Raw genomic sequence first — 23,894 nt, 5'->3', positions numbered from 1 at the left:
GCGCCGGTGACGGCGACCTTGACGGGTGTTGTGCTCACGTGAGGTGCTCCTTGGAGGGTGCGGAGATCTGGGGGTCTACCTTCCGAAACTAGCGCAGCCGCCGCCGGGAAACTCGCTGGGGGCGGCCGTGTGCGACCACGGGACTTGGCCGGTCTGCCGGGGTGGCGTCCGGGCCCACTCGTCGAACCGGCCAACGAAGTCGTCCATCTCGACGAGGTCAGGTGGGTCAGGTGTCCTCGCCGACGATCAGGACGTGCGTGAAGCCGGCGATCGCCGCCCCGATGACGGGGGCGAGGATGAACACCCATACCTGCTGGAGCGCGTCCGCGCCCGCGAACCACGCGACGCCGAGCGATCGGGCCGGGTTGACCGACGTGTTGTCGACGGGGATCGAGATCAGGTGGATCAGGGTCAGCGCGAGTCCGATCGACAGGCCCGCGAATCCCGCCGCTGCCCGTTTCGCGGTCGCGCCGAAGATGACGTACAGGAAGAACGCCGTCAGCACGATCTCGGTGATGAAGACGGCCAGGAGGCTGTAGCCGCCGGGGGACCGGTCGCCGTAGCCGTTGGAGCCGAAGCTGCCCTTGACGAAGTCGCCGTTGCCCTCCGCGATTGCGAGGATCACGGCGCCGGCCAGGGTCGCGCCGACGACCTGGGCGACGATGTAGCCCGGCGCGTCCTCCCACGCGAATCGCCCGGCGGTCGCGAGCCCCACCGTGACGGCAGGGTTGAAGTGGCCGCCGGAGACGTAGCCGAAGGCGTACGCGCCGGTCAGCACCGTGAGGCCGAACGCGAAGGAGATGCCCAGCGTGCCGACCCCCTCGGCGGCGAGGACGGCGGTGCCGACACCGCCGAGCACGAGCCAGAACGTGCCGAGGAGCTCCGCGCCGAGCCGGTGGGACATCGCGGGTTCGTTCATGCGCGCCTCCTGCTGCTGGTGACCTGCATCACAGTCTAGGACCGGTCGACGGCGGTACGGGGGAGTCTGGGGACTGTCGTCCCGGTGAGATATCTTGATGTCGAACCACTTTCCTGGCATCCACCCGTAGGAGTTGCCGCACTCATGGCCAAGATCATCTACACCCACACCGACGAGGCGCCCGCGCTGGCGACCTACTCGTTCCTCCCCGTCATCGAGGCGTATGCCTCGACGGCCGGCGTCGAGGTCGAGACCCGCGACATCTCCCTCGCGGGCCGCATCATCGCGCTGTTCGGTGACCGCCTGACGCCCGAGCAGCAGATCCCCGACGCGCTCGCCGAGCTCGGCGCCCTGGCGAAGACGCCCGAGGCCAACATCATCAAGCTCCCCAACATCAGCGCATCGGTCCCTCAGCTCAAGGCCGCGATCGCCGAGCTCCAGGCGCAGGGCTACGCGCTGCCGGACTATCCCGACGACCCGCAGAGCGACGAGGACAAGGAGGTGCGCGGCCGCTACGACAAGGTCAAGGGCAGTGCCGTCAACCCTGTCCTGCGTGAGGGCAACTCCGACCGCCGCGCTCCCGCGTCGGTCAAGAGCTACGCGCGCAAGCACCCGCACTCGATGGGCGCGTGGAGCAGTGACTCCAAGACCAACGTCGCCACGATGGACGCCGACGACTTCCGGTCCAACGAGAAGTCCGTCGTGATCGACACCGACACGACGATCGCGATCCAGCACGTCGACGCCGCCGGCACGACCACGACGCTCAAGGAGCCCTTCGCGGTCCTCGCCGGCGAGATCGTCGACGGCACCGTGATGCGCGCCGCCGCGCTGGACGCCTTCCTGGCCGACCAGGTCGCCCGCGCCAAGGCCGAGGGCGTGCTGTTCTCGGTGCACCTCAAGGCGACGATGATGAAGGTCTCCGACCCGATCATCTTCGGTCACGTCGTCAAGGCGTTCTTCCCCGCCGTGTTCGAGCAGTACGGCGCCGACCTCGCGGCCGCGGGCCTCAGCCCCAGCAACGGTCTCGGCGGCATCCTCGCGGGTCTCGACAAGCTCGACAACGGCGCCGAGATCAAGGCCGCCTTCGAGCAGGGCCTGGCCGACGGCCCGGCCCTCGCGATGGTCGACTCCGACAAGGGCATCACCAACCTGCACGTGCCGAGCGATGTCATCGTCGACGCGTCGATGCCCGCCATGATCCGCACGTCGGGCCACATGTGGGGCCCCGACGGCGCGGAGGCCGACACGCTCGCGGTCATCCCCGACAGCTCGTACGCCGGCGTCTACCAGACCGTGATCGACGACTGCCGGGTCAACGGGGCGTACGACCCCACGACGATGGGCTCGGTCCCCAACGTCGGCCTCATGGCGCAGGCGGCCGAGGAGTACGGCAGCCACGACAAGACGTTCGAGATCGAGGCGGCCGGCACGGTCCAGGTCGTCGACGCCGCCGGTGCCGTGCTGATCGAGCACGCCGTCGAGCCGGGCGACGTCTGGCGCGCGTGCCAGACCAAGGACGTCCCGATCCGTGACTGGGTCAAGCTCGCCGTGACCCGCGCCCGCGCGTCCGCGACACCGGCCGTGTTCTGGCTCGACCCGAGCCGTGCGCACGATGCCAACCTGATCGAGAAGGTCAACGCGTACCTGCCCGAGCACGACACCGACGGCCTGACGATCAAGATCATGTCGCCGGCCGAGGCCACGCAGTACTCGATCGACCGCATCCGCAAGGGTGAGGACACGATCTCGGTGACGGGCAACGTGCTCCGCGACTACAACACCGACCTGTTCCCGATCCTCGAGCTCGGCACCAGCGCCAAGATGCTGTCGATCGTCCCGCTGATCAATGGTGGTGGCCTGTTCGAGACCGGTGCCGGCGGCTCGGCCCCCAAGCACGTGCAGCAGCTCGTCAAGGAGAACTACCTGCGCTGGGACAGCCTGGGTGAGTTCCTGGCCCTCGCGTCGAGCTTCGAGCACATGGCGACGACGACCGGCAACGCGCGGGCGCAGATCCTCGCCGACACGCTCGACCGGGCGACCGGCACGTTCCTCGACGAGAACAAGTCGCCGGGCCGCAAGCTCGGCACGATCGACAACCGGGGCAGCCACTTCTACCTCGCGCTCTACTGGGCCAAGGAGCTCGCGGCGCAGACCGAGGACGCCGACCTCGCGGCCGCGTTCGCGGACGTCGCCGGCGACCTGACGTCCAACGAGCAGAAGATCGTCGACGAGCTGCTCGCGGTCCAGGGCAAGCCCGCCGACATCGGTGGCTACTTCCACCCCGACAGCGCCAAGGTCAACGCCGTGATGCGTCCGTCCGGCACGTTCACCGGCGTGCTGCAGGACCTGTCCTCGCGCCTGGTCTGACGGCATCCGCACCACCCCGACCCGGCGACATGGTGCACACCACGTCGCCGGGTCGAGTCATGTCGTGCGGCCGAGCAGCTCGTCGGCATGACGCACGCCGCACCCACCAGCTCGGCCGTGACCGCTGCGACCCCGGGACGACGGGACGCCTCCGGACGGGTCACCATCCAAGTAGGCCAGCGGGACCTCGATCGCGTCGGGCAGGAGGCGCACAGGTCGTCGTGGCGGTCCGCCATGAAGCCGCACAAGGCGGCCTGCGTCACCGCCAAGCACGCCCTCGAGGCCTGTCCAGGGTCGTCGCGCTGGAGGGGGCTGCGCACGGGGTCACGAGCAACTGCGTCAACCCCGTGTCGGACGGCGCCGCGATGATCACCGGCACCTCGTCGGTCATCGACGGCGGGTGGACCGCTCGGTGACCCACGGCACGCGGCCTCGATTGGAGGAATAGGCGCACCCCTTGGCAGACTTGGGACAGTGGTGACCGTCGTCGAGCAAGCCCCCAGCACCCGGACCAAGCACGTGACGCTCGCGCTGCTGGCCCTGGCGCTCGGCGGTTTCGCGATCGGCACGACCGAGTTCATGACGATGGGTCTGCTCGAGGAGATCGCCGACGGCATCGACCGCACCAACGCGCAGACCGGTCACATCATCACGGCGTACGCCTTCGGGGTCGTGGTCGGTGCGCCGATCATCGTGTCCCTGGGCGCGCGGCTGCCCAAGAAGGAGCTCGCGATCGGGCTGATCCTGGCGCTCGGCGTCGGCAACGCGATCACGGCCGTGGCCAGCGGCTACCTGCCGGTCATGGCGGCCCGCTTCGTGGCGGGCCTGCCGCACGGCGCCTACTTCGGTGTCGCCTCGCTGCTGGCGGCCTCGCTGGTCCGTCCGGAGTTCAAGGGCCGGGCGGTCAGCTCGGTCATGCTGGGCCTGTCGGTCGCGACGGTCGCCGGCGTCCCGGCCAGCACGATCCTGGGCCAGACGCTCGGGTGGCGCAGCGCCTACTGGGCCGTGCTCGTCATCGCGATCGCCGCGGCATTCATGATCTTCTGGTTCGTCCCGCACTCGCCGGCCAACACCGATGCCTCGCTGCGCGGGGAGCTGTCGGCGTTGAAGCGCCCGCAGGTGCTGTTCGCGGTCTCGGCCGGCATGGTCGGCTTCGGCGGCCTGTTCGCGATGTACAGCTACATCGCACCGATCGTCACCAAGGTCGCGGACCTCTCGAGCGCGTGGATCGCGGTGTTCACCCTGGCGTTCGGACTGGGCTCGGTCCTGGGGTCGTGGGCCGCGGGACGGCTGGCGGACTGGAACGTCGAGCGCTCGGTCCTGTACGGCTTCGTGGCCACGTCCGTCGTGCTCGTCGCGTTCTACTTCGTCGCGGCGCAGGTCGTCCCGGCGCTGGCGCTGGTCTTCGCGGTCGGTGCGCTGGGCTCGATCGTCGCGATCAACCTGCAGATCCGCCTGATGGACGCGGCGGGAGACGCCCAGATGCTCGGCGCCGCGCTCAACCACTCGGCGCTCAACATCGCCAACGGCCTCGGCGCGTTCTTCGGCTCGGTCATCATCGAGGCCGGCTACGGCTACCGGGCCACGAGCCTGGTCGGGGTCGTGCTGGCCTCGCTCGGCCTGTTGGTGTTCGCGATCGGCCTGATCGTGCAGACGCGTCAGACCGCCCCCGCGACTGGCGCAACCCAGACCGCGAGTGGCGCAGTCTGAAGAAAATGGGACGGCGTGTCGTCCACTTCTGCGCCACTCGCGGGTGGGTGTGCGCCACTCGCGGGTTAGCGGGTGACGTGCTCGGCGCCGCGGCGCGGACGGAGCCACACCAGGTCGCCCTCGTGGAGCTGTAGGGCGGTGGCCTCCGCCCGGGTGATGACGACCTGCACCGGCTCGGCGTGCAGCACGTCGGTCGGCGTCACCTCGAGGCGCACCTCGAAGCCGACACGCGTCCACCGGGTGATCGGCCCGGATGCCGTCGCGGCGTGCTCGTAGCGGGTGATGTCGATGTCGTGCGGGCGGATCAGGTGGTCGCCGAGCCGCGTCACGGGGCCGAGGAACGACAGCACGAAGTCGCTTGCCGGCCGGTCGTACAGGTCGTCGGGCGTCCCGATCTGCTCGATGCGTCCCTCGTTGATCACGACGAGGCTGTCGGCGACCTCGAGGGCCTCCTCCTGGTCGTGCGTCACGAACACCGTCGTCACGTGCACCTCGTCGTGGAGGCGGCGCAGCCAGTCCCGCAGCTCCTTGCGGACCTTGGCGTCGAGGGCGCCGAACGGCTCGTCGAGCAGCAGCACGCTGGGCTCGATCGCCAACGCGCGGGCCAGGGCCATGCGCTGGCGCTGACCGCCGGACAGCTGCGACGGCAGCCGGTGGGAGAACTGCTCGAGGTGGACGAGCTTGAGCAGCTCGGTGACGCGCTGCTTGACCTCGTCCTTGGGCTTCTTGCGGATCTCCAGGCCGAAGGCGATGTTCTTGGCGACCGTCATGTGCTTGAAGGCCGCGTAGTGCTGGAACACGAAGCCGACGTTGCGCTTCTGCGCCGGTAGGTGGGTCTTGTCCTCGCCCTCGATCTCGACCGAGCCGCTGTCAGCCGTCTCGAGGCCCGCGACGATGCGCAGCAGCGTCGACTTGCCGCCGCCACTGGGGCCCAGCAGCGCCGTGAGCTGCCCGCTGGGGATGCTCAGGTCGATGTCCTGCAGCGCGACGAAGTCGCCGAAGTTCTTGTTGATCCCGCGGATCTCAATCCCCATCAGTGTCGTCCTTGGGTCGAAGAATGGTCACGACGACGAGCGCCGCGACCGCGATCAGTGCGAGCAGGAACGAGGTGGCGTACGCCGAGCCCTGCTCGAAGTCCTGGTACTTCTCCTCCACGACGAGCGTCGCGGTCTGGGTCTGCTGGGCGATGTTGCCCGACACGACCTTGACGGCGCCGAACTCGCCGAGCGCGCGAGCCAGGCTCAGCACGACGCCGTAGACCAGCGCCCACTTGATGGACGGGAGGGTGATGCGGCGGAAGGTCTGCAGGGGCCCCGCGCCGAGGCTCGTGGCGGCCTGCTCCTGCTCGGTGCCGATCTCGTGCAGCACCGGCACGATCTCGCGGATCACGAGCGGCAGGCTGACGAATGCGGTCGCCAGGACGATGCCGGGGGTCGCGAACGCGATCTGCAGCCCCGCGCTCTCGAGGGCGGGACCGAACGTTCCGTTGGTCCCGCCGTAGGCGAGCAGGAGCGAGAGGCCCACGACGATGGGGGAGACCGACAGGGGCAGGTCGATCAGCGCGGACAGGACGTTGCGGCCCCAGAACTCGTAGCGGACCAGCAGCAGCGAGATGCCCACGCCGAACACGGTGTTGATCGCGACGGCCCACAGCGCCACGATCACGGTCAGCTGCAGGGCGTCGGTCACGACGGCGTCCTGGAGCGCGGTCTGCAGGTTGTCGAGCCCGCCGTCGAACGTCTTCTGGACGACCAGCGCGACCGGCCAGATCACGAGCAGGAACAGATAGCCGATCACGATGAGCCGGCGGAGGTACGTCCCGGGGGTCGGCCGGGGCCGCCGGCGCCGCGACCGGCGAGGTGCCGGCGTCGTGGCGGCGTTGGCGTCGGACGGCGACGGATCGCCGGACACCGGAGCGGCGGTGAGGCTACCCACGGCGGGCCACCACCGACGACAGGACCTGCAGCAGGGTGATCGCGAGCAGCGCGACGACCAGCAGGATCACGGCGACCGAGGCCGCGGCGGCCTCGTTGCCGTTCTCGATGTACGTCAGGATCCGCACCGAGGCGACCTCCGTCTTGTTGGGCAGGTTGCCCGACAGCAGGACCAGCGAGCCGTACTCGCTGATCCCGCGGGCGAACGACAGGGCCGCTCCGGCCGTGATGGCGGGGGCGAGCGCGGGCAGGATGATGCGCCGCAGGGTCGTGAACCGGCTCGCGCCCAGGGAGGCCGCGGCCTCCTCGACGTCGCGGTCGAGCTCCATCAGGACCGGCTGGACCGTGCGGACGACGAACGGGAGCGTCACGAACAGCAGGGCCAGGAAGACCGAGCGCCCGGTGTTGGCGACGTTGATGCCGAGGGGACCCTGCGGGCCGTAGAGGCTCAGCAGCACCAGGCCGGCGACGATCGTGGGCAGCGCGAAGGGGATGTCGATCACGACCTCGAGCAGGCGCTTGCCGGGGAAGCTGTCCCGCACGAGCACCCACGCGATCAGGGTGCCCATCACGACGTTGAGGACCGTCACGTACAGGGCCTGCGTGACGGTGAGACGCAGGGCCGAGGCGGTCTGGGGGCTGGTCAGCGTGTCGCGGAACGTCGACCAGCCGCCCTCGGTCGACTGGATGACGACCAGCGCGAGCGGGATCAGCACGAGGATGCTGAACCAGGTCAAGGCGACCCCCAGCCCGAGGGCTGAGGACCGCGTCAGCGAGGTGCTGCTCCGGAGGCGACGTCTGCGCGCGGCCCCCGGAGCGAGCGGGGCTTCGATGGTCACGACTTGCCGGACTCCGCGATGATCTTCGTGATCAGGCCGTCCTTCTCGTCGAAGAACTTCTTGTTGACCGCTTCCCAGCCGCCGAACGTCTTGTCGATCGTGAAGAGGTCGTCGATCTTGGGGAACGGGTTGGCCGGGTCGTTGGCGCCCTTGACCTCGCCGACCTCGACGCCCTGGACCGACGCGACGGGCCGGAAGCCGTACTGGGCGTAGATGCCCTGGCCCTTGGCGCTGCTCGCGAAGTCGAGGAACTTCTTGGCGGCGGGAGCGGCCTTCGTGGTGACCGCGCCCGGGTTCTCGATCAACAGGTTGTGCGTCGGGACGACGTAGTCGACGTCCTCGCCGCTCTGCCGGGCGAAGATCGCCTCGTTCTCGTACGACAGGAGCACGTCGCCGGTGCCGCCCTGGAAGGCGGTCGTGGCGTCGCGGCCCGAGCCCGGGAGCGCCTTGACGTTGGCGAAGACCTTCTCGAGGTACGCCGCGCCCTCGGCCTCGCTGGCGCCGTTGGCGATCTGCTCCTGGTACGCGGCCAGGATGTTCCAGCGTGCCGAGCCCGAGGAGCCCGGGTTGGGGGTCACGATGCCGATGCCCGGCTTGGCGAGGTCGGCGAACGACTCGATGTTCTTGGGGTTGCCCTTGCGGACGATGATCGACACGACGGACGTCGACAGGATGCCCTGGTGGTCGTTCTGGTCCCAGTCCTTGGCGACGAGGCCCTCGTCGACCAGGCGAGTCGTGTCGGGGGTCAGCGAGAAGTGCGTGAGGTCGGCCTTGAGCCCACCGACGACGGCACGGCTCTGGTCGCCGGACGGTCCGTAGGACTCCGTGAACGTCACTCCCTTGCCGTCGGCCGTCGTCTGGAAGGCCTTCTCGACGGCCCCGTCGGCGGCCTTGGGGACGGAGTAGGCGACGAGCGAGAGCTGCGCGCCGCCGCTGGCGTTGCTGCCGCCGCCACACGCGGACAGCAGGGCAGCGCCCGTGGCGACGGCGATGGCCGCTGCCACGCCCTGGCGGGAGAAGATCTTCATGTTTCGGCCTCAGAAGGGGTCAGGGCACGCCACCGTGCGCGCTCCGACGTTCAAACTAGGCGGATTCCGAAGCCTCTCGACCAGATCTCAGGATGCGAGACGTGACGCCGGATGGTGAGACCGGGTGAGCTCCGCCTCAAGCCGCCTCAGTCGAAGACGATCGTCCTCGGGCCGTTCATCAGGACCCTCGACTCGGCGTGGAGCTGGACGGCGCGGGACAGGGTCTGGGCCTCGACGTCGCGGCCGACGCGCGCCAGGTCGGCGGGGGTCATCCGGTGGTCGACCCGCAGGACGCCCTGGTCGATGATCGGGCCCTCGTCGAGCTCGGCCGTCACGTAGTGCGCGGTCGCGCCGATGAGCTTGACGCCGCGGTCGTGGGCCTGCTGATAGGGCCGGGCGCCCTTGAAGCTCGGCAGGAAGCTGTGGTGGATGTTGATCGCCCGGCCCTCGAGCGCGCGACACAGGTCGTCGGACAGGATCTGCATGTAGCGGGCCAGCACGACCAGCTCGATGTCGAGCTCGTCGACGAGCTCGAGCAGCCGGGCCTCGGCGGCGGGCTTGTCGCCAGCGGGCACGTGGTGGAACGGCACGTCGTACGCCGCGGCGAGCCGTCCGAGGTCGGGATGGTTCGACACGATCGCCGGGATCTCGACGTGCAGCGCGCCGGCGCTCTGCCGGTAGAGCAGGTCGTTGAGGCAGTGACCCTCCCGCGAGACGAGCACCAGCGTGCGCAGGGGCTGCTCGGCCAGCACGAGCCGGTACGTCATCGCGTGCTCCGCCGCGACGGCGTCGAAGCCCGCCGACACCGAGGCGAGCTCGCGGGACTCGGCGAGGGCGAAGTGCACGCGCAGGAAGAACTGGCCGTCGGTCGTGTCCGTGAACTGCTGGCTGTCGAGGATGTTGCCGCCCGCCTCGGCGATCCAGCGCGTCACGGCGAACACCAGTCCGGGGCGATCGGGGCACGACAGGGTCAGCACGAAGGACGAAGGCACCCGCCCACTCTAGGAGAGGGGCGGGTGCCTTCGGCCGGTGCTACGGCGTTACGGGGTGACGACCGGGTCGGCAGCCTCCGACTCGACCGGCTTGCCGCCGTGCCCGGCGTGCGTCGGCCGGGCCAGGAACAGCACGAGGACCAGACCGATGAGGAACGCCGCGACGGGCATGTAGAGCGTCTGTCCCATCGCGTCGGAGAACGGTCCCTGGATGACGTCGGGCATCTTCTGCCCGGCGGCCTGCAGGTCCTGCGACGACCCCTCGATGCCGTTGGCGGTCAGCCGCGCCTGGATCAGCGCCGCGATCGCGGCGCTGCCGAGGACGGCGCCGATCTGGCGGGTCGTGTTGTAGATGCCGGCGCCCGACCCGGCCGAGGCCATCGGCAGGTTGCGCGTCGCGGTGGCGCTCAGCGGCGCCCACAGGCATGCGTTGGAGACGCCGAACAGTGCCATCGGCAGGCACAGCTGCCACACCGGCGTCGTCGGGGTGATGAGCTGCGACAGCCAGAACATCGCGACCGCCGCGGTGCCGAAGCCGACCGTCGTGATGCTGCGTGGGTGCACCCTGTCGACGAGCTTGCCGACGAAGGGCGACAGGATCATCAGCACGATCGCCATCGGGGCCATCAGCAGCGCAGAGCCCGTCGGGCTCCAGCCGCGGACACCCTGGGCGTAGAAGAAGAACGGCAGCGACATCGACGTGATCGCGAGCGACACGAGGGCGATGCCGCCGTTGCCCAGCGAGAAGTTGCGGTCGCGGAACAGGCCCAGCGGGACGAGTGGCTCGTTCTTGATGCGGCTCTGCCAGAACATGAAGAGGGCGAACACGACGAGCCCGAGCGCGATCAGGAGCGGGACGCTGATGATGCCGGAGATCTGGCCCCAGTCGTACTTCTCGCCCTCCTGGATGCCGAACACGACGAGGAACACGCCGACACCGCTGAGGACGACGCCGAGCCAGTCGAACGAGTGGGTGTGCGTCGGCAGGGTCGGCACGAGGCGCCACGCCAGGACGAAGCCGATGACGCCGACCGGGACGTTGACGATGAAGATCCACTCCCAGCCGAACGAGTCGACGAGCACACCGCCGAGGATCGGGCCGACCAGCGTCGCGACGCCGGCGGTGGCTCCCCACAGTGCCATGGCGCTGCCGCGCTTGTTGGGCGCGAACGTGCGGGTGATGACCGCCATGGTCTGCGGCGTGATGAGTGCGGCGCCGAGCCCTTGCACGACCCGCGCGACGATCAGCATCTCGATCGAGTCGGTGAGACCGCACCACAGCGAGGCGAGGGTGAAGATCGTCAGGCCGACGAGGTACATGTTCTTGGTGCCGTAGCGGTCGCCCAGACGGCCCGTCACGAGCAGCGGCACGGCGTAGGCCAGCAGGTAGGCGCTGGTGACCCAGATGACGGTGTTGTAGTCGGTCCGCAGGTCCTCCATGATGGCCGGCGTCGCGACCGAGACGATCGTGTTGTCGACGAGGATCATGAAGAAGCCGATGACCATGGCCCAGAGGGCCGGCCAGGGGTTGTAGTCGGGTGGGAGGTCGGTGCTCACTGAGCGTGTGGTTGCCATGCGAAGTCCTTGTTCTGGATGCGGGTGATGAGGTTCGTGAGCCAGTCACGCTGGGCGATGGTCATGGCGAGCAGGTAGTCGGCGCCGACGAGGTAGGTCTCCTCCTTGCCGGACCGGCGAGCGGCCTGCAGGGCGGTGTCGATCTGCGCGACGTCGTCGTCGAGGGCGGCGACGTACTGACCCAGGTCGGCGACGGCCTGGTCGGCCGGGATGTTGTGCGCCTCGCTGAGGGCGAGCGCGAACTGGGGATATTCGCGCACGGGCTGCTGCAGCAGCTCGCGCACCCGCCTCATCACGGCCGACCGGCCGGCGGCCGTGATGGCGTACGTCGTGCGCTCCGGCCGGTTGCCGTCGCGGTCCGTGCCGATCGCCTCGACGAGCTGGTCGGTGTGGAGGCGCTCGACGGAATGGTAGAGCGAGCCCGGCCGGACCTTGACGAAACGGTCCTCCCGACGCTCCAGCAGCAGCTGGTACATCTCGTAGGGGTGCATCGGGCGTTCGGCGAGCAGTGTCAGGGCCGAGAGGGCCAAGGGTGTCAGTGCCATGGTCGCTCCCTTCCCAATCACTCCGCACCGATTATTCCACGTGGAATATAAATGCGTGGGTGACATGTCGCCAAGCCTGCCGGTGGGGGCCGACAGATCGGGTCAGCGCAGGAGCTCGTAGCCGCGCAGGTCGTCGTAGGAGCCGTCGCCGAGGCGCTCGGCGGCCCGCTGCGTGCCGTAGTAGGAGTAGCCCGCGGCGACCGCGACGGCGTTGCTGGCCGGATTGTCCGTCGCGGCGTAGAGCACGAGCCGCCGCCGGTCCAGCCCGTCGGCGTCCAGCGCGTGCCGCACGACCAGGCGGGTCGCCTCGGTCATGACGCCGCGCCCGCGGGCGTCCGGGTGGGTCCAGTAGCCGATCTCGCCGGAGTCGGGGTTGATGCCCAGCATGTCCATGACCGCGATGTTGCCCAGCAGCTCGTCGGAGTCGCGGTCCGCGACGGCCCACGTCGCCTTGGCACCGATCGCGGCCTGCCAGATGCAGTCGTGCACGTAGGTGCGGGCGACGGCCGGCGTGTACGGCTGGGGGAGCCCGGCGAGGAAGCGCTGCGACACCGGGTCGGAGCAGGCCTCGACGATCCGCGGGATGTCGGTGTCGCGGAAGGGCCGCAGTCTCAGCCGGTCGGACTCCAGCACCGTCGCCTCGGCCCACCGGGTGCGTGGGACGGGGGCGTCGCCAAACCGGAACGAGCCGGTCCACGCGTCGAGGACCTGGCCGCGCTCGTGCAGGATGCCCGGCGTCAGCCCGTGCAGCGAGAACCCGGTCGCGTAGGCGACGCGGAGCGAGGCCTCGTTGCCGACGTGGGAGCGCCAGTGGACGATCTCGACACCGCCCTCGATCAGGGCCCAGTCGACCGCGAGGCGTACGGCGCGGGCCATGACGCCACGGCCCCGCGCCCACGGGTGCAGCGCGAAGCCGATGTCGGCGATCGGCCGCTGCCGGATGTCGACGTTGCCGGCGAACCGGGACCGGCCGTCGTCGTCGACGGCCTCGATCGCCCAGCCGCGGTGCGAGCCGTCCTCCCAGCCGCGGGGCAGGACCGTGAACGCGAACTGCTCGCTCATGGCGCGGGTCTGCGGCGTCGGGATCCCGGTCCACCGGACCATGTCGGGGTCGACGGCCATCTCGAGCATCGCGTCGATGTCGGTGGGCACGTGCGCCCGGATCGTCACGACCCCGTCGCTCAGGACGGGGACGTTGAGCGGCCACCTCACGACGGACGCCGCATCAGTGCGTGCGGGACCGGAAGGGGTCCGCCGGATAGACGCCGAGGATCGTGACGTCGGTCGTGAAGAAGGCCAGCTCCTCGAGCGCCCGGGCCAGCGGCGCGTCGTGGGGGTGGCCGTCGACCTCGGCGAGGAACTGGGTCGCGGCGAACTCGCCGCCGACCATGTAGCTCTCGAGCTTCGTCATGTTGACGCCGTTGGTCGCGAACCCGCCGAGGGCCTTGTAGAGCGCGGCCGGCAGGTTGCGGACGTTGAAGACGAAGCTCGTGACGGTCGGTCCGTTGCCGGCGGCCGCCTGCAACGGCTCGCGGGACAGCACCACGAAGCGGGTCGTGTTGTGCTCCTCGTCCTCGATGTCGGTCGCCAGGACGTCGAGCCCGTAGATCTCGGCGGCCAGCGGTGGCGAGATCGCGGCCTGCGACGGGTCGCCGGCGTCCGCGATCTCGCGGGCGGCCCCGGCGGTGTCGCCGGAGATGACCGTCGTGAGCCCGTGCTGCTTGATGATCTTGCGGCACTGCCCCAGGGCGTGGACGTGGCTGTGCACCGTCCGGATCGTCTCGAGCGTGGCCCCGCGGACACCCAGCAGGCTGAACTGGATGCGCAGGAAGTGCTCCGCGATGATGTGCAGGCCCGAGGTCGGCAGGAAGTGGTGGATGTCGGCGACGCGGCCCGCGATCGAGTTGTCGATCGGGATCATCGCGAGCTCGGCGTCCCCGCCGGTGACCGCCGCGAAGACGTCCTCGAACGACGCGCACGGCACGGACTCCCAGTCGGGGTAGTGCTGCTTGGCCACGATGTGAGAGTTGGCGCCGGGCTCACCCTGGTAGGCGATTCGTCGTGAGGTCACGGCCCCAGTCTGGCACCCCGGGTCAGGCCAGGAGGCCGCGCCGCCGCAGGATCGGCAGGACGCCCTCGGCGAACCAGTACGCCTCCTCGACGTGCGGGTCTGTGCCTTGGCGACGTCCGCCGGGTCGAGCTCGGCGAGCATCCGGTCGGCGACCTGCCACGCGTCCTCGCACGGGGTGCCGGTCGGGGTCAGGACGGCGTCGAAGCCCAGGTCCTCGGCGGTGCGGGCGACGTGCGCGAGGTAGCGCAGGTCCGATTGGCGGGACGGCCCGGCTCAGACCGGGTGGGCGCCGTCGGCCGCGTGCACCACGAACGTCTCCGGCCGGGCCCAGTCCTGGGCGGCGTAGCGGGCCTCGACCCGTTCGCGGACGGCCTGCACCTGATGGGGTGCCACCAGGGCGATCGCGCTGCCACCGAAGCCGCCGCCGGTCATCCGCGCCCCGAGGGCGCCGGCCTCGAGGGCGGCCTCCACGGCCACGTCGAGCTCGGGGCAGCTCACCTGGAAGTCGTCGCGCAACGAGGCGTGCGACGCGGTCAGGATCGTGCCGAGCTGCGGCCAGGCGCGGCGGCTGATCGCGCTGATCGCGGCCTTGACCCGGGCGGTCTCGGTCAGCACGTGTCGGGTGCGGGCCTTGAGCGTCTCGTCCGTGAGCAGCACCGTCGCGTCGAGACCGGCCCGGGCGAGGTGGTCGAGGCCCAGCTCGGCGGCCGCCCGCTCGCACTCCTCGCGCCGCGCGGCGTACTCGCCGTCGGCCAGCGCGTGGTGGGCGCCGGTCGCGATGACGGCCAGGACGAGGCCGTCCTCCTCCCACGTCACGGGCACGAGCTGCGTCGTCGGGGGCGTCGCGGCGGTGTCGATCAGGACCGCATGACCGGCCCGGCCCTCGAGCACCGCGAGCTGGTCCATCAGCCCCACGGGGGCGCCGACGAAGCCGGACTCGGCCCGCTGCCCGATCAGCGCGAGCTCCGTGCGGTCCAGGCCGAGGCCCTGGATCCGGTCCAGTGCCGCCGCGATGCCGCACGTCAGGGCCGCCGAGGAGGACAGCCCCGCGCCGGACGGCAGCCGCGACTCGATCACGAGATCGGCTCCTGGGACGGGGTGCCCGGCCTCGGCCAGCGCCCAGATCGTCCCCGCGGCGTACGCCGCCCAGCCCTCGACCTCGCCGGGCCGCACGGACGTCGCGAACGACGCCTTCCCGGTGCCCGGCGCGTCACTCCAGACGTTGACGATCCCGTCCTCGCGGGAGCGCGCCTTGAGCGTCAGCGAGCGGTCGATCGCCAGCGGCAGGACCGGCCCGCCGTTGTAGTCGAGGTGCTCCCCGATCAGGTTGACCCGCCCTGGCACGTCCCACTGGTGCACGTCAGTCACTCGAGGAGCGTAGCCGCCGACCACGATCCGGCTGCCGTTCGGCGTGATGGGCGCGACTGGCAGAATCGAACCCATGCCTGCCGACCGCCGACCCCGGGTCCTCTCCGGAGCACAGCCCACGGCTGACTCCTACCACCTGGGCAACTACTTCGGTGCCTTCAAGCAGTGGGTCGCCCTCCAGGACGAGTTCGAGGCGTTTTACTTCGTGCCCGACCTGCACGCGATCACGGTCGAGTACGACCCCGCGCTGCTGCGCGAGCGGACGTACATCGCGGCCGCCCAGCTGCTGGCCGCGGGCGTCGACCCCGAGCGCAGCGCGCTGTTCGTCCAGAGCCACGTGCCCGAGCACGCGCAGCTCGCGTGGGTCCTCGGCGGGATCACCGGATTCGGCGAGGCCAGCCGGATGACGCAGTTCAAGGACAAGTCCGCCAAGGGCGGCCAGGACTCCTCGAGCGTCGGCCTGTTCACCTACCCGATCCTCATGGCCGCCGACATCCTGGTCTACCAGGCCGACCGGGTCCCGGTGGGCGAGGACCAGCGCCAGCACGTCGAGCTGACCCGCAACCTCGCGCAGCGGTTCAACCACCGGTTCGGCCAGACCTTCACGGTGCCCGAGGCGCACATCGTCAAGGCGACGGCCAAGATCTACGACCTGCAGGACCCGACGTCCAAGATGAGCGGCTCCAACCAGTCGCACGCCGGCGTCGTCGACCTGACCGACACCCCCAAGCAGGTCGCCAAGAAGCTCCGCTCCGCCGTCACCGACTCGGGCAGCGAGATCGCGTTCGACCCGGTCGAGAAGCCCGGCATCTCCAACCTCCTGTCGATCTACTCGGCGCTGACCGACGAGCCGGTCGAGCGGGTCGTCAAGGAGTTCGAGGGCCGCCAGTACGGCCACCTCAAGGTCGCCCTCGGGGACCTGCTGGCCGACTTCGTCGGGTCCTTCGGCGACCGCACCCGCGAGCTGCTGGCCGACCGGGGGGAGCTCGACCGCATCCTGGCGCAGGGCGCGGACCAGGCCCGTGAGGTCGCGAGCGCGACGCTCGACCTGGTCTACGACCGTTCCGGCTTCGTGCGGCGGATCTAGGCCATGCCCACGATCGGCGTCTCGATCCCCATCCCGGAGCCCTACGGGGAGCTGCTGCGGGACAAGCGCGGCGAGTTCGGCGACCCGATGGCCGAGACCGTGCCGAGCCACGTGACCCTGATCCCGCCGACCGAGGTCGAGGACGACGAGCTCGAGGCGGTGTGCGCGGCGCTCGAGCGGGCGTCCGCGACATTGCCGCCGTTCCCGATGCGGCTGCGGGGGACCGGCACGTTCCGTCCCGTCTCGCCGGTCGTCTTCGTCGCGGTCAGCCAGGGCATCTCCTACACCGAGATGCTGTCCAAGTGCGTGCGCAACGCGTTGGACTGCCCCGACCTGAAGTTCCCGTTCCACCCGCACGTCACGGTCGCGCACAACCTGGACGACCCGGCCCTCGATCGGGCGTACGACGAGCTGGCCGACTTCGAGTGCGAGTTCCTGGTCAGCGAGTTCGCGCTCTACCGCCACGAGGGCGATGCCGGCTGGGTCCCGCAGCGCGCCTTCCGCCTCGGCCCCGAATAGACCCCCGGAGCCTGGCGGGGGTCAGACGACCTGGAGGTCGGCGGTCCCGAACGTCGTGAGGTGCTCGAGCAGCTCGGCCTTGAACGCGCGCGCCGCGAGCGGCAGCGCCTCGGAGCTGCGGTGGGCCATCGCGATGACCCGGTCCAGCGGCGGGTCGACGAGCTGGGTCGCCCGCAGGTGCTGGCGCGTAGCGAGGACCATGCTGGGGACCACGGCGTAGCCCAGGCCCGCCTCGACGAACCGCAGCACGGCGCTCATCTCGCCGCCCTCCACCGCGAGCCGCGGCTCGAACCCCGCCGCGGCGCAGGCGCGCAGGGTCACGTCCCGCAGGTCGTAGCCCTCCCGGAACATCACGAGCGGCAGGTCCCTGAGGGCCTCGACGCCCATCTCGTCGGGCAGGTCCGACCCGACGGGGCTAGCGAGCACCAGCCTCTCGCGCAGCACCGGCGTCGTCTCGATGTCGGGGTCGGTCGTGTGCAGCGGGATGATCAGCAGCGCGACGTCGAGCCGGCCCTGCGAGAGCTCGGCGGTCAGGACCCGGGAGCCGGCCTCCTGCACCTCGAGGTCGATGTCGGGGTACGACCCGTGGAACCGGGTCAGCGCGTCGGGCAGCAGGCCCTCGCACAGCGACGGGGTCGCCCCCATGCGTACGCGCCCCCGGCGCAGCGTCGCGACCTCGTGCACCGTCCGCTCCGCGCTCTCGACGTCGATCAGGATGCGCTGCGCGTGGGGGAGGAGCGCCTCGCCGGCGCTCGTCAGCTCGATGCCGCCCCGGTTGCGGACGAACAGGGGGGTGCCGAGCGAGTTCTCGAGGACCCGGATCTGCTTGGACAGGCTGGGCTGGGAGACACCGGTCAGCTCGGCGGCCCGGGTGAAGTGCCTGGTCCGGGCGACGGCGACGAAGTAGGAGAGCTGTTGAAACTGCACGACACCAGTCTTGCATAGCCGATGGCTATGAAGGTTCCCCTCAGCATGACTTAGCGCGAATCGCCGCGGAGTCCTACTGTGTGCAGGTGGCGACTACCCAAACTACGAAGCGACCGTCGGCGCGTACGTCGACCGTTGCCCTGAAATATGCAATGGCGGTGTCGGGGCTCATCATGGTGGGCTACCTGGTGCTGCACATGTACGGCAACCTCAAGGCCTTCGCGGGTCCTGACTCGTTCAACGAGTACGCGCACCACCTCCGGACGATCGGCGAGCCGATCCTTCCGCACGAGGGACTGCTGTGGATCGTGCGAGTCGTGCTCCTGGTGGCCGTGCTCCTGCACGCGTACGCCGCGATCACGCTGTGGCGGCGCAACAAGAAGTCGGCGGGCTATGTCGGTGGCAAGCGCTACCAGACCAAGCAGAACCGCACCGGCATCCAGCGCAGCTACGCGTCGTTCACGATGCGGTGGGGTGGAGTGACGATCGCGCTGTTCATCGTCTTCCACATCCTCAACCTGACGACCAACGACATCCACCCGGGCGGTGCCGCCGAGACCCCCTACGGCAAGCTGCACAACAGCTTCGAGCACTTCTGGGTCCTGCTGGCGTACGTCGTCGCGATGCTCGCGGTCGGCTTCCACCTGTGGCACGGCTTCTGGAGCGCGTTCACGACGCTCGGTCAGAACCACAGCTCGACGCGTCGCGCGTCCGTCTGGAACTCCGCGGCCGTCGGCATCGCCGCGCTCATCACGATCGGCTTCCTCGCGCCGCCGATCGGCATCTACTTCTTCGGTCTGGGAGGCTGACATGACCGTCACCGAAACCACCGCCTCCGGGCAGTTCCACGTCGTCGGCGCCGACATCGCCGACACCAAGGCCCCGTCGGGCCCGATCGAGAAGCGCTGGGACCAGCGCCAGTTCGAGGCCAAGCTCGTCAACCCGGCCAACCGCCGCAAGATCAGCGTCATCATTGTCGGCACCGGCCTGGCCGGCGGAGCCGCCGCGGCGACGCTCGGCGAGGCCGGCTACCAGGTCAAGAGCTTCTGTTACCAGGACAGCCCCCGCCGCGCCCACTCGATCGCTGCGCAGGGTGGCATCAACGCCGCCAAGAACTACCGGAACGACGGCGACAGCGTCTACCGGCTGTTCTACGACACGGTCAAGGGCGGCGACTTCCGCTCGCGCGAGTCCAACGCGTACCGGCTGGCGCAGGTGTCGGTCAACATCATCGACCAGTGTGTCGCGCAGGGTGTCCCGTTCGCGCGTGAGTACGGCGGGCTGCTCGACAACCGCTCGTTCGGCGGCGTGCAGGTCTCCCGTACGTTCTACGCCCGCGGCCAGACCGGTCAGCAGCTGCTGATCGGCGCCTACCAGGCGCTGGAGCGTCAGGTCGCGGCCGGCACGGTCGAGGTCAACACGCGGCACGAGATGCTCGAGCTGATCATGATCGACGGCAGGGCCCGCGGCATCGTCGCCCGTGACATGGTCACCGGCGAGATCGAGTCGCACACCGCAGACGTCGTGGTGCTCGCGACCGGCGGCTACGGCAACGTCTACTTCCTGTCGACCAACGCGATGGGCTGCAACACCACGGCGACGTGGCGTGCGCACCGCAAGGGCGCCTACTTCGGCAACCCCTGCTACACGCAGATCCACCCGACGTGCATCCCCGTCTCCGGCGACTACCAGGGCAAGCTGACCCTGATGTCGGAGTCGCTGCGCAACGACGGCCGGATCTGGGTGCCCAAGAAGGCCGGCGACGAGCGTCCCGCCGACCAGATCCCCGAGGACGAGCGCGACTACTACCTCGAGCGCATCTACCCGGCGTTCGGCAACCTGGTGCCGCGTGACATCGCCTCGCGCGCTGCCAAGTACCAGTGCGACGCCGGCAAGGGCGTCGGTCCCGGCGGCCTGGGTGTCTACCTGGACTTCGCGGACGCGATCAAGCGTCTCGGACTCGACTCGGTGGTCGCCAAGTACGGCAACCTGTTCGACATGTACGCCCAGATCACGGGCGAGGATCCGTACAAGACGCCGATGCGCATCTACCCGGCCGTCCACTACACGATGGGTGGACTGTGGGTCGACTACGACCTGCAGAGCAACCTCGAGGGACTGTTCGTCACGGGTGAGGCCAACTTCTCCGACCAGGGCGCCAACCGCCTGGGCGCCTCGGCGCTGATGCAGGGTCTGGCCGACGGCTACTTCGTGCTGCCGACCACGATCGCCAACTACCTGGCCGACGGACCGTTCGAGAAGATCTCGGACGACCACCCCGAGGTGGTCGCGGCCAAGCAGGCCGTCACCGACCGCATCAACCTGCTGCTCTCGATCGATGGCAACCGCACCGTGGACTCGTTCCACAAGGAGCTCGGCCACATCATGTGGGAGTACTGCGGCATGGAGCGGACCGAGGCTGGTCTGACCAAGGCGATCGGCATGATCCGTGAGCTCAAGGCCGACTTCTACCAGAACGTCAAGGTCTCCGGTGTCAACGAGGAGCTCAACCAGACGCTCGAGAAGGCCGGCCGCGTCGCCGACTTCTTCGAGCTCGGCGAGCTCATGTGCATCGATGCGCTGCACCGTCGCGAGTCCTGCGGTGGTCACTTCCGCGCCGAGAGCCAGACCGAGGACGGCGAGGCGTTGCGTCACGACGAGGAGTTCGCCTATGTCGCCGCGTGGGAGTTCGGGGGCGACACCCCGGTCCTGCACAAGGAACCGTTGGAATACGAGTACGTCGAGATGAAGGCCAGGAGCTACAAGTGAACATCACCGTGCGGGTGTGGCGTCAGAAGAACGCCGCGGACAAGGGCAAGATGGTCACGTACGGCGTCGAGGACGTCAGTGAGCACATGTCGTTCCTCGAGATGCTGGACGTCCTCAACGAGCAGCTGACGCTGTCCGGTGACGACCCGATCGCATTCGACCACGACTGCCGCGAGGGCATCTGTGGCGCGTGCGGCGTCGTCATCAACGGCGAGGCCCACGGCCCGCAGGTCACCACGACCTGCCAGCTGCACATGCGCAGCTTCGAGGACGGCGCCGTCATCGACATCGAGCCGTGGCGAGCGGGCGCGTTCCCGGTCATCAAGGACCTGGTCGTCGACCGTGGCGCGTTCGACCGGATCATCCAGGCCGGCGGCTTCATCTCCGCGCCGACGGGCTCGGCGCCGGAGGCCAACAACCTCCCCGTGCCGAAGAAGGACGCCGACCACGCGTTCGAGTCGGCCGCGTGCATCGGCTGCGGCGCGTGCGTCGCGGCGTGCCCCAACGGCTCGGGCATGCTGTTCACCGCCGCCAAGATCACCCACCTGGGACTGCTGCCGCAGGGCCAGCCGGAGCGCGACTCCCGCGTCATCGGCATGGTCGAGCAGCACGACCACGAGGGCTTCGGTGGCTGCACCAACATCGGTGAGTGCACCGCGGCATGCCCCAAGGGCATCCCGCTGGACACCATCAGCCGGCTCAACCGCGACCTCCTCGGAGCGCTCGCCAAGGGCAACGCCTGACGTAGCGCGAAAATCCAGAGACACCGTGGCCCTCGGGCCGCGGTGTCTCTGTCGTGGGCGGGCATCGGTTTTGGTTAGCATAGGTAATTTGCTATGCTAACGATATGCCCACCGACTCACACCAGCTCGCTCGTGCGGTGGCCCGACTCAACCGGCGTCTGCGCCAGGAGCGCCAGACCGACCTGACCCCGACCCAGCTGTCGGTGCTCGGCTCGATCCGCCAGCTCGGCTCCGCGACGCCCGGTGCGATCGCCCAGCACGAACGAGTCCAGCCGCCGTCCATCACCCGTACGCTCACCTGCCTCGTCGACGAGGGCCTCGCGCTGCGCGAGCCGCACCCCGACGACGGCCGCCAGGTCCTGATCAGCGTCTCCGACAAGGGCGAGGCCGTCCTCGCCGAGGAGCGCGACCGCCGCGACCAGTGGCTCGCGCACCGCCTCGCCGCGCTGACGACCCCCGAGCGCAAGACCCTGAGGGAGGCGACAGCCCTCCTGGAGCGGTTGGCCGACGGTTGAGCCCCACGTTCCGAGCGCTGGCGAGTCGCAACTACCGCATCTACATCCTCGGATCGATCGTCTCCAACACCGGCACGTGGATGCAGCGCATCGCGCAGGACTGGCTGGTCCTGCAGCTGACCGGCAGCGGCACGGCCCTCGGCATCACGACGGGCCTGCAGCTGCTGCCCGCGCTGCTGTTCTCACCCATCGCCGGCGTCGTGGCCGACCGGGTCCCCAAGCGGACGATCCTGCGGATCACGCAGGTCGCGATGGCGGTGCCGGCGGCGCTCCTCGGTGTCCTCGCGGTCACCGGGGTGGTCCAGACGTGGCACGTCTTCGCGCTGGCCTTCGTGTTCGGCGTCGGCACGGCGTTCGACGCGCCGGCCCGCCAGTCGTTCGTCGTCGAGATCGTCGGCCGGGACGACCTGGCCAACGCGGTGGGCCTCAACTCCGCCTCGTTCAACCTGGCCCGCATGATCGGTCCGGCCGTCGCGGGCCTGCTCATCGCGGCGCTCGGGTCCGGCGTCGGCGCGGCGGGCTGGGTCATCCTGGTCAACGCGGCGAGCTATCTCGCGGTCTACACGTCCTTGACGTTGCTCGACGCGAGCCGGCTGACGCCCTCGGAGGTGACCGGGACCCGCAAGCGTGCGGTCCGGGACGGCGTCGCATACGTACGGTCGCGCCCCGACCTGGTGCTGATCCTGACCAGCGTCTTCTTCGTCGGCACGTTCGGGATGAACTTCCAGATGACCAGCGCCCTGATGGCGACCGAGGTGTTCGGCAAGGGGGCGGGGGAGTACGGCCTGCTGGCCTCGATCATGGCGATCGGGTCCCTGGCCGGCGCCCTGCTGGCGGCTCGCCGCTCCCGGCCGCGGCTGCGGTTCGTCGTGCTGGCCGGTGCTGCGTTCGCGGTCGTCGAGATCATCGCCGGCCTGATGCCGAGCTATGTCGCGTTCGCCGCGGTCCTGCCGATCCTGGGGCTGTGCGCCCTCACGATGATCACGTCGGCCAACGCGACGATCCAGCTCACGTCCAGCCCCATGATGCGGGGCCGCGTCGCGGCGCTCTACCTGATGGTCTTCATGGGCGGCACCCCGTTCGGCGCTCCGCTGGTCGGCTGGGTCGGCGAGACCTTCGGCGCGCGGTGGATGATGATCGGCGGCGGCGCGCTCACGCTGCTCGGCATCGGGTCGGCGACGGCGTGGTACCTCTGCCACCAGGACGAGGAGCTGCAGGACTTGCGGGCCGCCTTGCGCGACCTACGGTGGAGGAATGCACGTCGAGCGAACGTTCACGGTGTCGAGGCCCATTGAGGACGTCTTCGACTTCCTCAGCGACTTCGAGAACACCAACCAGTGGGATCCCGGCACGGTGCGTACGACCCGCACCGGTGGGGACGGGGGACTCGGCACGACGTACGACAACACGTCCGAGTTCATGGGCCGCGAGACGCAGCTGACCTACGAGACGATCGGCTTCGACCGGCCGACGTTCTTCTCGGCCCGCGGCCACAACAAGACCGCCACCGCGACGGACTCCCTGACGTTCACCCGTGACGGCGACCGCACCCAGGTCCACTACCGTGCCGACTTCGCGTTCCACGGCATCGTCCGCTACGTCGCGCCGCTCGTGGTCAAGCCCAAGCTGGACGCCCTCGCCGACGAGACGGTGGAGCAGATCCGGACCACGCTGGAGTCCCCCGCCGCCTGACAGCTCGCGCCCGACCGGTGAGCGGTGCGCCAGCGTTCAAGGGGTGGATCGATGTGGCCGCCAGCGCACCGGCCCGGGCGGGCGGCGGCTATTGGCGCAGGTGGCCGGGGTTGTTGTCGCGGGGCAGGACTGGTGGTGGGTCGGAGCGGTACTCGTGGCCGGTCGGGGTGCGCCAGATGGTGGCCTTGCCGGAGCTGGTGACCTGCCAGTCGGGTTGGTGCTTGATGGAGTGGGACCGTTTGCACAGTCCTTGGCCGTTGTCGGCGGTGGTGGGGCCACCGAGCTGGAAGT

Annotated in this window: 22 protein-coding genes and 1 pseudogene; 10 read left to right on the top strand and 13 right to left on the bottom strand. The window is 69.7% G+C overall.

The features are described from left to right. Positions 1-226 precede the first annotated feature (226 nt). The gene (gene aqpZ / locus JWQ91_RS11720; RefSeq protein WP_297784069.1) at positions 227-919 is read right to left on the bottom strand and encodes an aquaporin Z; all 693 of its coding nucleotides are present in this window, start codon (positions 917-919) and stop codon (positions 227-229) included. A 144-nt stretch (positions 920-1,063) separates the two neighbouring features. On the opposite strand from aqpZ, the gene JWQ91_RS11715 reads away from it, so the two are divergent. Further along, positions 1,064-3,289, top strand: coding sequence for an NADP-dependent isocitrate dehydrogenase (locus tag JWQ91_RS11715; RefSeq protein ID WP_297784066.1), 2,226 nt, complete (start codon positions 1,064-1,066; stop codon positions 3,287-3,289). A 474-nt stretch (positions 3,290-3,763) separates the two neighbouring features. After that, a complete protein-coding gene (locus JWQ91_RS11710; RefSeq protein ID WP_297784063.1) occupies positions 3,764-4,999 on the top strand; it encodes an MFS transporter in 1,236 nt (411 codons plus the stop codon). Positions 5,000-5,064: 65 nt separating this feature from the next. Here the strand turns inward: JWQ91_RS11710 and JWQ91_RS11705 are convergent, their stop codons facing one another. The 10 genes from JWQ91_RS11705 to galK form a co-directional block, all read right to left on the bottom strand. Then, positions 5,065-6,033, bottom strand: coding sequence for a sulfate ABC transporter ATP-binding protein (locus tag JWQ91_RS11705; protein WP_297784061.1), 969 nt, complete (start codon positions 6,031-6,033; stop codon positions 5,065-5,067). Continuing rightward, positions 6,023-6,934, bottom strand: a complete 912-nt coding sequence (locus JWQ91_RS11700) for a sulfate ABC transporter permease subunit (RefSeq protein WP_366521379.1) — start codon at positions 6,932-6,934, stop codon at positions 6,023-6,025. The genes JWQ91_RS11705 and JWQ91_RS11700 overlap by 11 nt, the downstream gene beginning before the upstream one ends. Continuing rightward, positions 6,927-7,772 carry a sulfate ABC transporter permease subunit CysT gene (cysT, locus tag JWQ91_RS11695; RefSeq protein WP_297784057.1) on the bottom strand — a complete coding sequence of 282 codons (846 nt, stop codon included), beginning with the start codon at positions 7,770-7,772 and terminating at the stop codon, positions 6,927-6,929. The genes JWQ91_RS11700 and cysT overlap by 8 nt, the downstream gene beginning before the upstream one ends. Continuing rightward, positions 7,769-8,800, bottom strand: a complete 1,032-nt coding sequence (locus JWQ91_RS11690) for a sulfate ABC transporter substrate-binding protein (protein WP_297784054.1) — start codon at positions 8,798-8,800, stop codon at positions 7,769-7,771. Before JWQ91_RS11690 ends, cysT begins: the two co-directional genes overlap by 4 nt. Before the next feature lie 146 nt (positions 8,801-8,946). Beyond that, positions 8,947-9,792, bottom strand: a complete 846-nt coding sequence (purU, locus tag JWQ91_RS11685) for a formyltetrahydrofolate deformylase (RefSeq protein WP_297784051.1) — start codon at positions 9,790-9,792, stop codon at positions 8,947-8,949. Between the two features lie 48 nt (positions 9,793-9,840). Continuing rightward, positions 9,841-11,367: a DHA2 family efflux MFS transporter permease subunit gene (locus JWQ91_RS11680; protein WP_297784048.1), complete on the bottom strand. Its 1,527-nt coding sequence runs from the start codon at positions 11,365-11,367 to the stop codon at positions 9,841-9,843. Continuing rightward, entirely contained in the window at positions 11,346-11,912 is a 567-nt protein-coding gene (locus JWQ91_RS11675; RefSeq protein WP_297784045.1) for a PadR family transcriptional regulator, read from the bottom strand. The genes JWQ91_RS11680 and JWQ91_RS11675 overlap by 22 nt, the downstream gene beginning before the upstream one ends. Before the next feature lie 102 nt (positions 11,913-12,014). Beyond that, positions 12,015-13,124, bottom strand: a complete 1,110-nt coding sequence (locus JWQ91_RS11670; RefSeq protein WP_297784042.1) for a GNAT family N-acetyltransferase — start codon at positions 13,122-13,124, stop codon at positions 12,015-12,017. Between the two features lie 13 nt (positions 13,125-13,137). Further along, a complete protein-coding gene (locus JWQ91_RS11665) occupies positions 13,138-13,983 on the bottom strand; it encodes a prephenate dehydratase (RefSeq protein WP_297784039.1) in 846 nt (281 codons plus the stop codon). Between the two features lie 273 nt (positions 13,984-14,256). Then, a complete protein-coding gene (gene galK / locus JWQ91_RS11660) occupies positions 14,257-15,351 on the bottom strand; it encodes a galactokinase (RefSeq protein ID WP_297784036.1) in 1,095 nt (364 codons plus the stop codon). Positions 15,352-15,424: 73 nt separating this feature from the next. Here galK and trpS point away from each other — a divergent pair, with 73 nt between their 5' ends. Both trpS and JWQ91_RS11650 read left to right on the top strand, forming a co-directional pair. Continuing rightward, entirely contained in the window at positions 15,425-16,438 is a 1,014-nt protein-coding gene (gene trpS, locus JWQ91_RS11655; protein WP_297784033.1) for a tryptophan--tRNA ligase, read from the top strand. Between the two features lie 3 nt (positions 16,439-16,441). Further along, positions 16,442-16,957: a 2'-5' RNA ligase family protein gene (locus JWQ91_RS11650; protein ID WP_297784030.1), complete on the top strand. Its 516-nt coding sequence runs from the start codon at positions 16,442-16,444 to the stop codon at positions 16,955-16,957. 21 nt (positions 16,958-16,978) lie between these two features. Here JWQ91_RS11650 and JWQ91_RS11645 read toward each other — a convergent pair whose 3' ends face one another. Continuing rightward, the gene (locus JWQ91_RS11645) at positions 16,979-17,884 is read right to left on the bottom strand and encodes a LysR substrate-binding domain-containing protein (RefSeq protein ID WP_297784027.1); all 906 of its coding nucleotides are present in this window, start codon (positions 17,882-17,884) and stop codon (positions 16,979-16,981) included. 152 nt (positions 17,885-18,036) lie between these two features. Here JWQ91_RS11645 and JWQ91_RS11640 point away from each other — a divergent pair, with 152 nt between their 5' ends. From JWQ91_RS11640 to JWQ91_RS11615, 6 genes are all read left to right on the top strand, one after another. After that, positions 18,037-18,693: a succinate dehydrogenase cytochrome b subunit gene (locus JWQ91_RS11640; RefSeq protein ID WP_297784024.1), complete on the top strand. Its 657-nt coding sequence runs from the start codon at positions 18,037-18,039 to the stop codon at positions 18,691-18,693. A 1-nt stretch (position 18,694) separates the two neighbouring features. Further along, positions 18,695-20,653: a fumarate reductase/succinate dehydrogenase flavoprotein subunit gene (locus JWQ91_RS11635; protein WP_297784021.1), complete on the top strand. Its 1,959-nt coding sequence runs from the start codon at positions 18,695-18,697 to the stop codon at positions 20,651-20,653. Further along, positions 20,650-21,396, top strand: coding sequence for a succinate dehydrogenase/fumarate reductase iron-sulfur subunit (locus JWQ91_RS11630; protein ID WP_297784018.1), 747 nt, complete (start codon positions 20,650-20,652; stop codon positions 21,394-21,396). The genes JWQ91_RS11635 and JWQ91_RS11630 overlap by 4 nt, the downstream gene beginning before the upstream one ends. A 104-nt stretch (positions 21,397-21,500) precedes the next feature. Beyond that, positions 21,501-21,911 carry a MarR family transcriptional regulator gene (locus JWQ91_RS11625; RefSeq protein ID WP_297784015.1) on the top strand — a complete coding sequence of 137 codons (411 nt, stop codon included), beginning with the start codon at positions 21,501-21,503 and terminating at the stop codon, positions 21,909-21,911. Next, positions 21,908-23,206 (top strand): MFS transporter, encoded by a 1,299-nt coding sequence (locus tag JWQ91_RS11620; RefSeq protein WP_297784012.1) that lies wholly within the window; start codon positions 21,908-21,910, stop codon positions 23,204-23,206. The genes JWQ91_RS11625 and JWQ91_RS11620 overlap by 4 nt, the downstream gene beginning before the upstream one ends. Next, positions 23,166-23,603, top strand: a complete 438-nt coding sequence (locus JWQ91_RS11615) for an SRPBCC family protein (protein WP_297784008.1) — start codon at positions 23,166-23,168, stop codon at positions 23,601-23,603. The genes JWQ91_RS11620 and JWQ91_RS11615 overlap by 41 nt, the downstream gene beginning before the upstream one ends. An 88-nt stretch (positions 23,604-23,691) precedes the next feature. On the opposite strand, the pseudogene JWQ91_RS11610 reads toward JWQ91_RS11615, so the two are convergent. Then, positions 23,692-23,894, bottom strand: a pseudogene (locus tag JWQ91_RS11610) (HNH endonuclease); the annotation flags it as partial.

Origin of the sequence: Aeromicrobium sp. (genome assembly GCF_025965075.1) — a bacterium.
GTDB lineage: Bacteria > Actinomycetota > Actinomycetes > Propionibacteriales > Nocardioidaceae > Aeromicrobium.
Note: the sequence above shows the minus strand (reverse complement) of the source record. Positions and strands in the feature narration are given on the sequence as shown.

Coding starts and splice junctions, on each gene's coding strand:
- JWQ91_RS11690 (WP_297784054.1), bottom strand. CDS start 8,800: ATGAAGATCTTCTCCCGCCAGGGCGTGGCAGCGGCCATCGCCGTCGCC.
- JWQ91_RS11625 (WP_297784015.1), top strand. CDS start 21,501: ATGCCCACCGACTCACACCAGCTCGCTCGTGCGGTGGCCCGACTCAAC.
- JWQ91_RS11650 (WP_297784030.1), top strand. CDS start 16,442: ATGCCCACGATCGGCGTCTCGATCCCCATCCCGGAGCCCTACGGGGAG.
- JWQ91_RS11615 (WP_297784008.1), top strand. CDS start 23,166: ATGCACGTCGAGCGAACGTTCACGGTGTCGAGGCCCATTGAGGACGTC.
- JWQ91_RS11705 (WP_297784061.1), bottom strand. CDS start 6,033: ATGGGGATTGAGATCCGCGGGATCAACAAGAACTTCGGCGACTTCGTC.
- JWQ91_RS11715 (WP_297784066.1), top strand. CDS start 1,064: ATGGCCAAGATCATCTACACCCACACCGACGAGGCGCCCGCGCTGGCG.
- aqpZ (WP_297784069.1), bottom strand. CDS start 919: ATGAACGAACCCGCGATGTCCCACCGGCTCGGCGCGGAGCTCCTCGGC.
- JWQ91_RS11635 (WP_297784021.1), top strand. CDS start 18,695: ATGACCGTCACCGAAACCACCGCCTCCGGGCAGTTCCACGTCGTCGGC.
- JWQ91_RS11675 (WP_297784045.1), bottom strand. CDS start 11,912: ATGGCACTGACACCCTTGGCCCTCTCGGCCCTGACACTGCTCGCCGAA.
- JWQ91_RS11680 (WP_297784048.1), bottom strand. CDS start 11,367: ATGGCAACCACACGCTCAGTGAGCACCGACCTCCCACCCGACTACAAC.
- trpS (WP_297784033.1), top strand. CDS start 15,425: ATGCCTGCCGACCGCCGACCCCGGGTCCTCTCCGGAGCACAGCCCACG.
- JWQ91_RS11640 (WP_297784024.1), top strand. CDS start 18,037: ATGGCGGTGTCGGGGCTCATCATGGTGGGCTACCTGGTGCTGCACATG.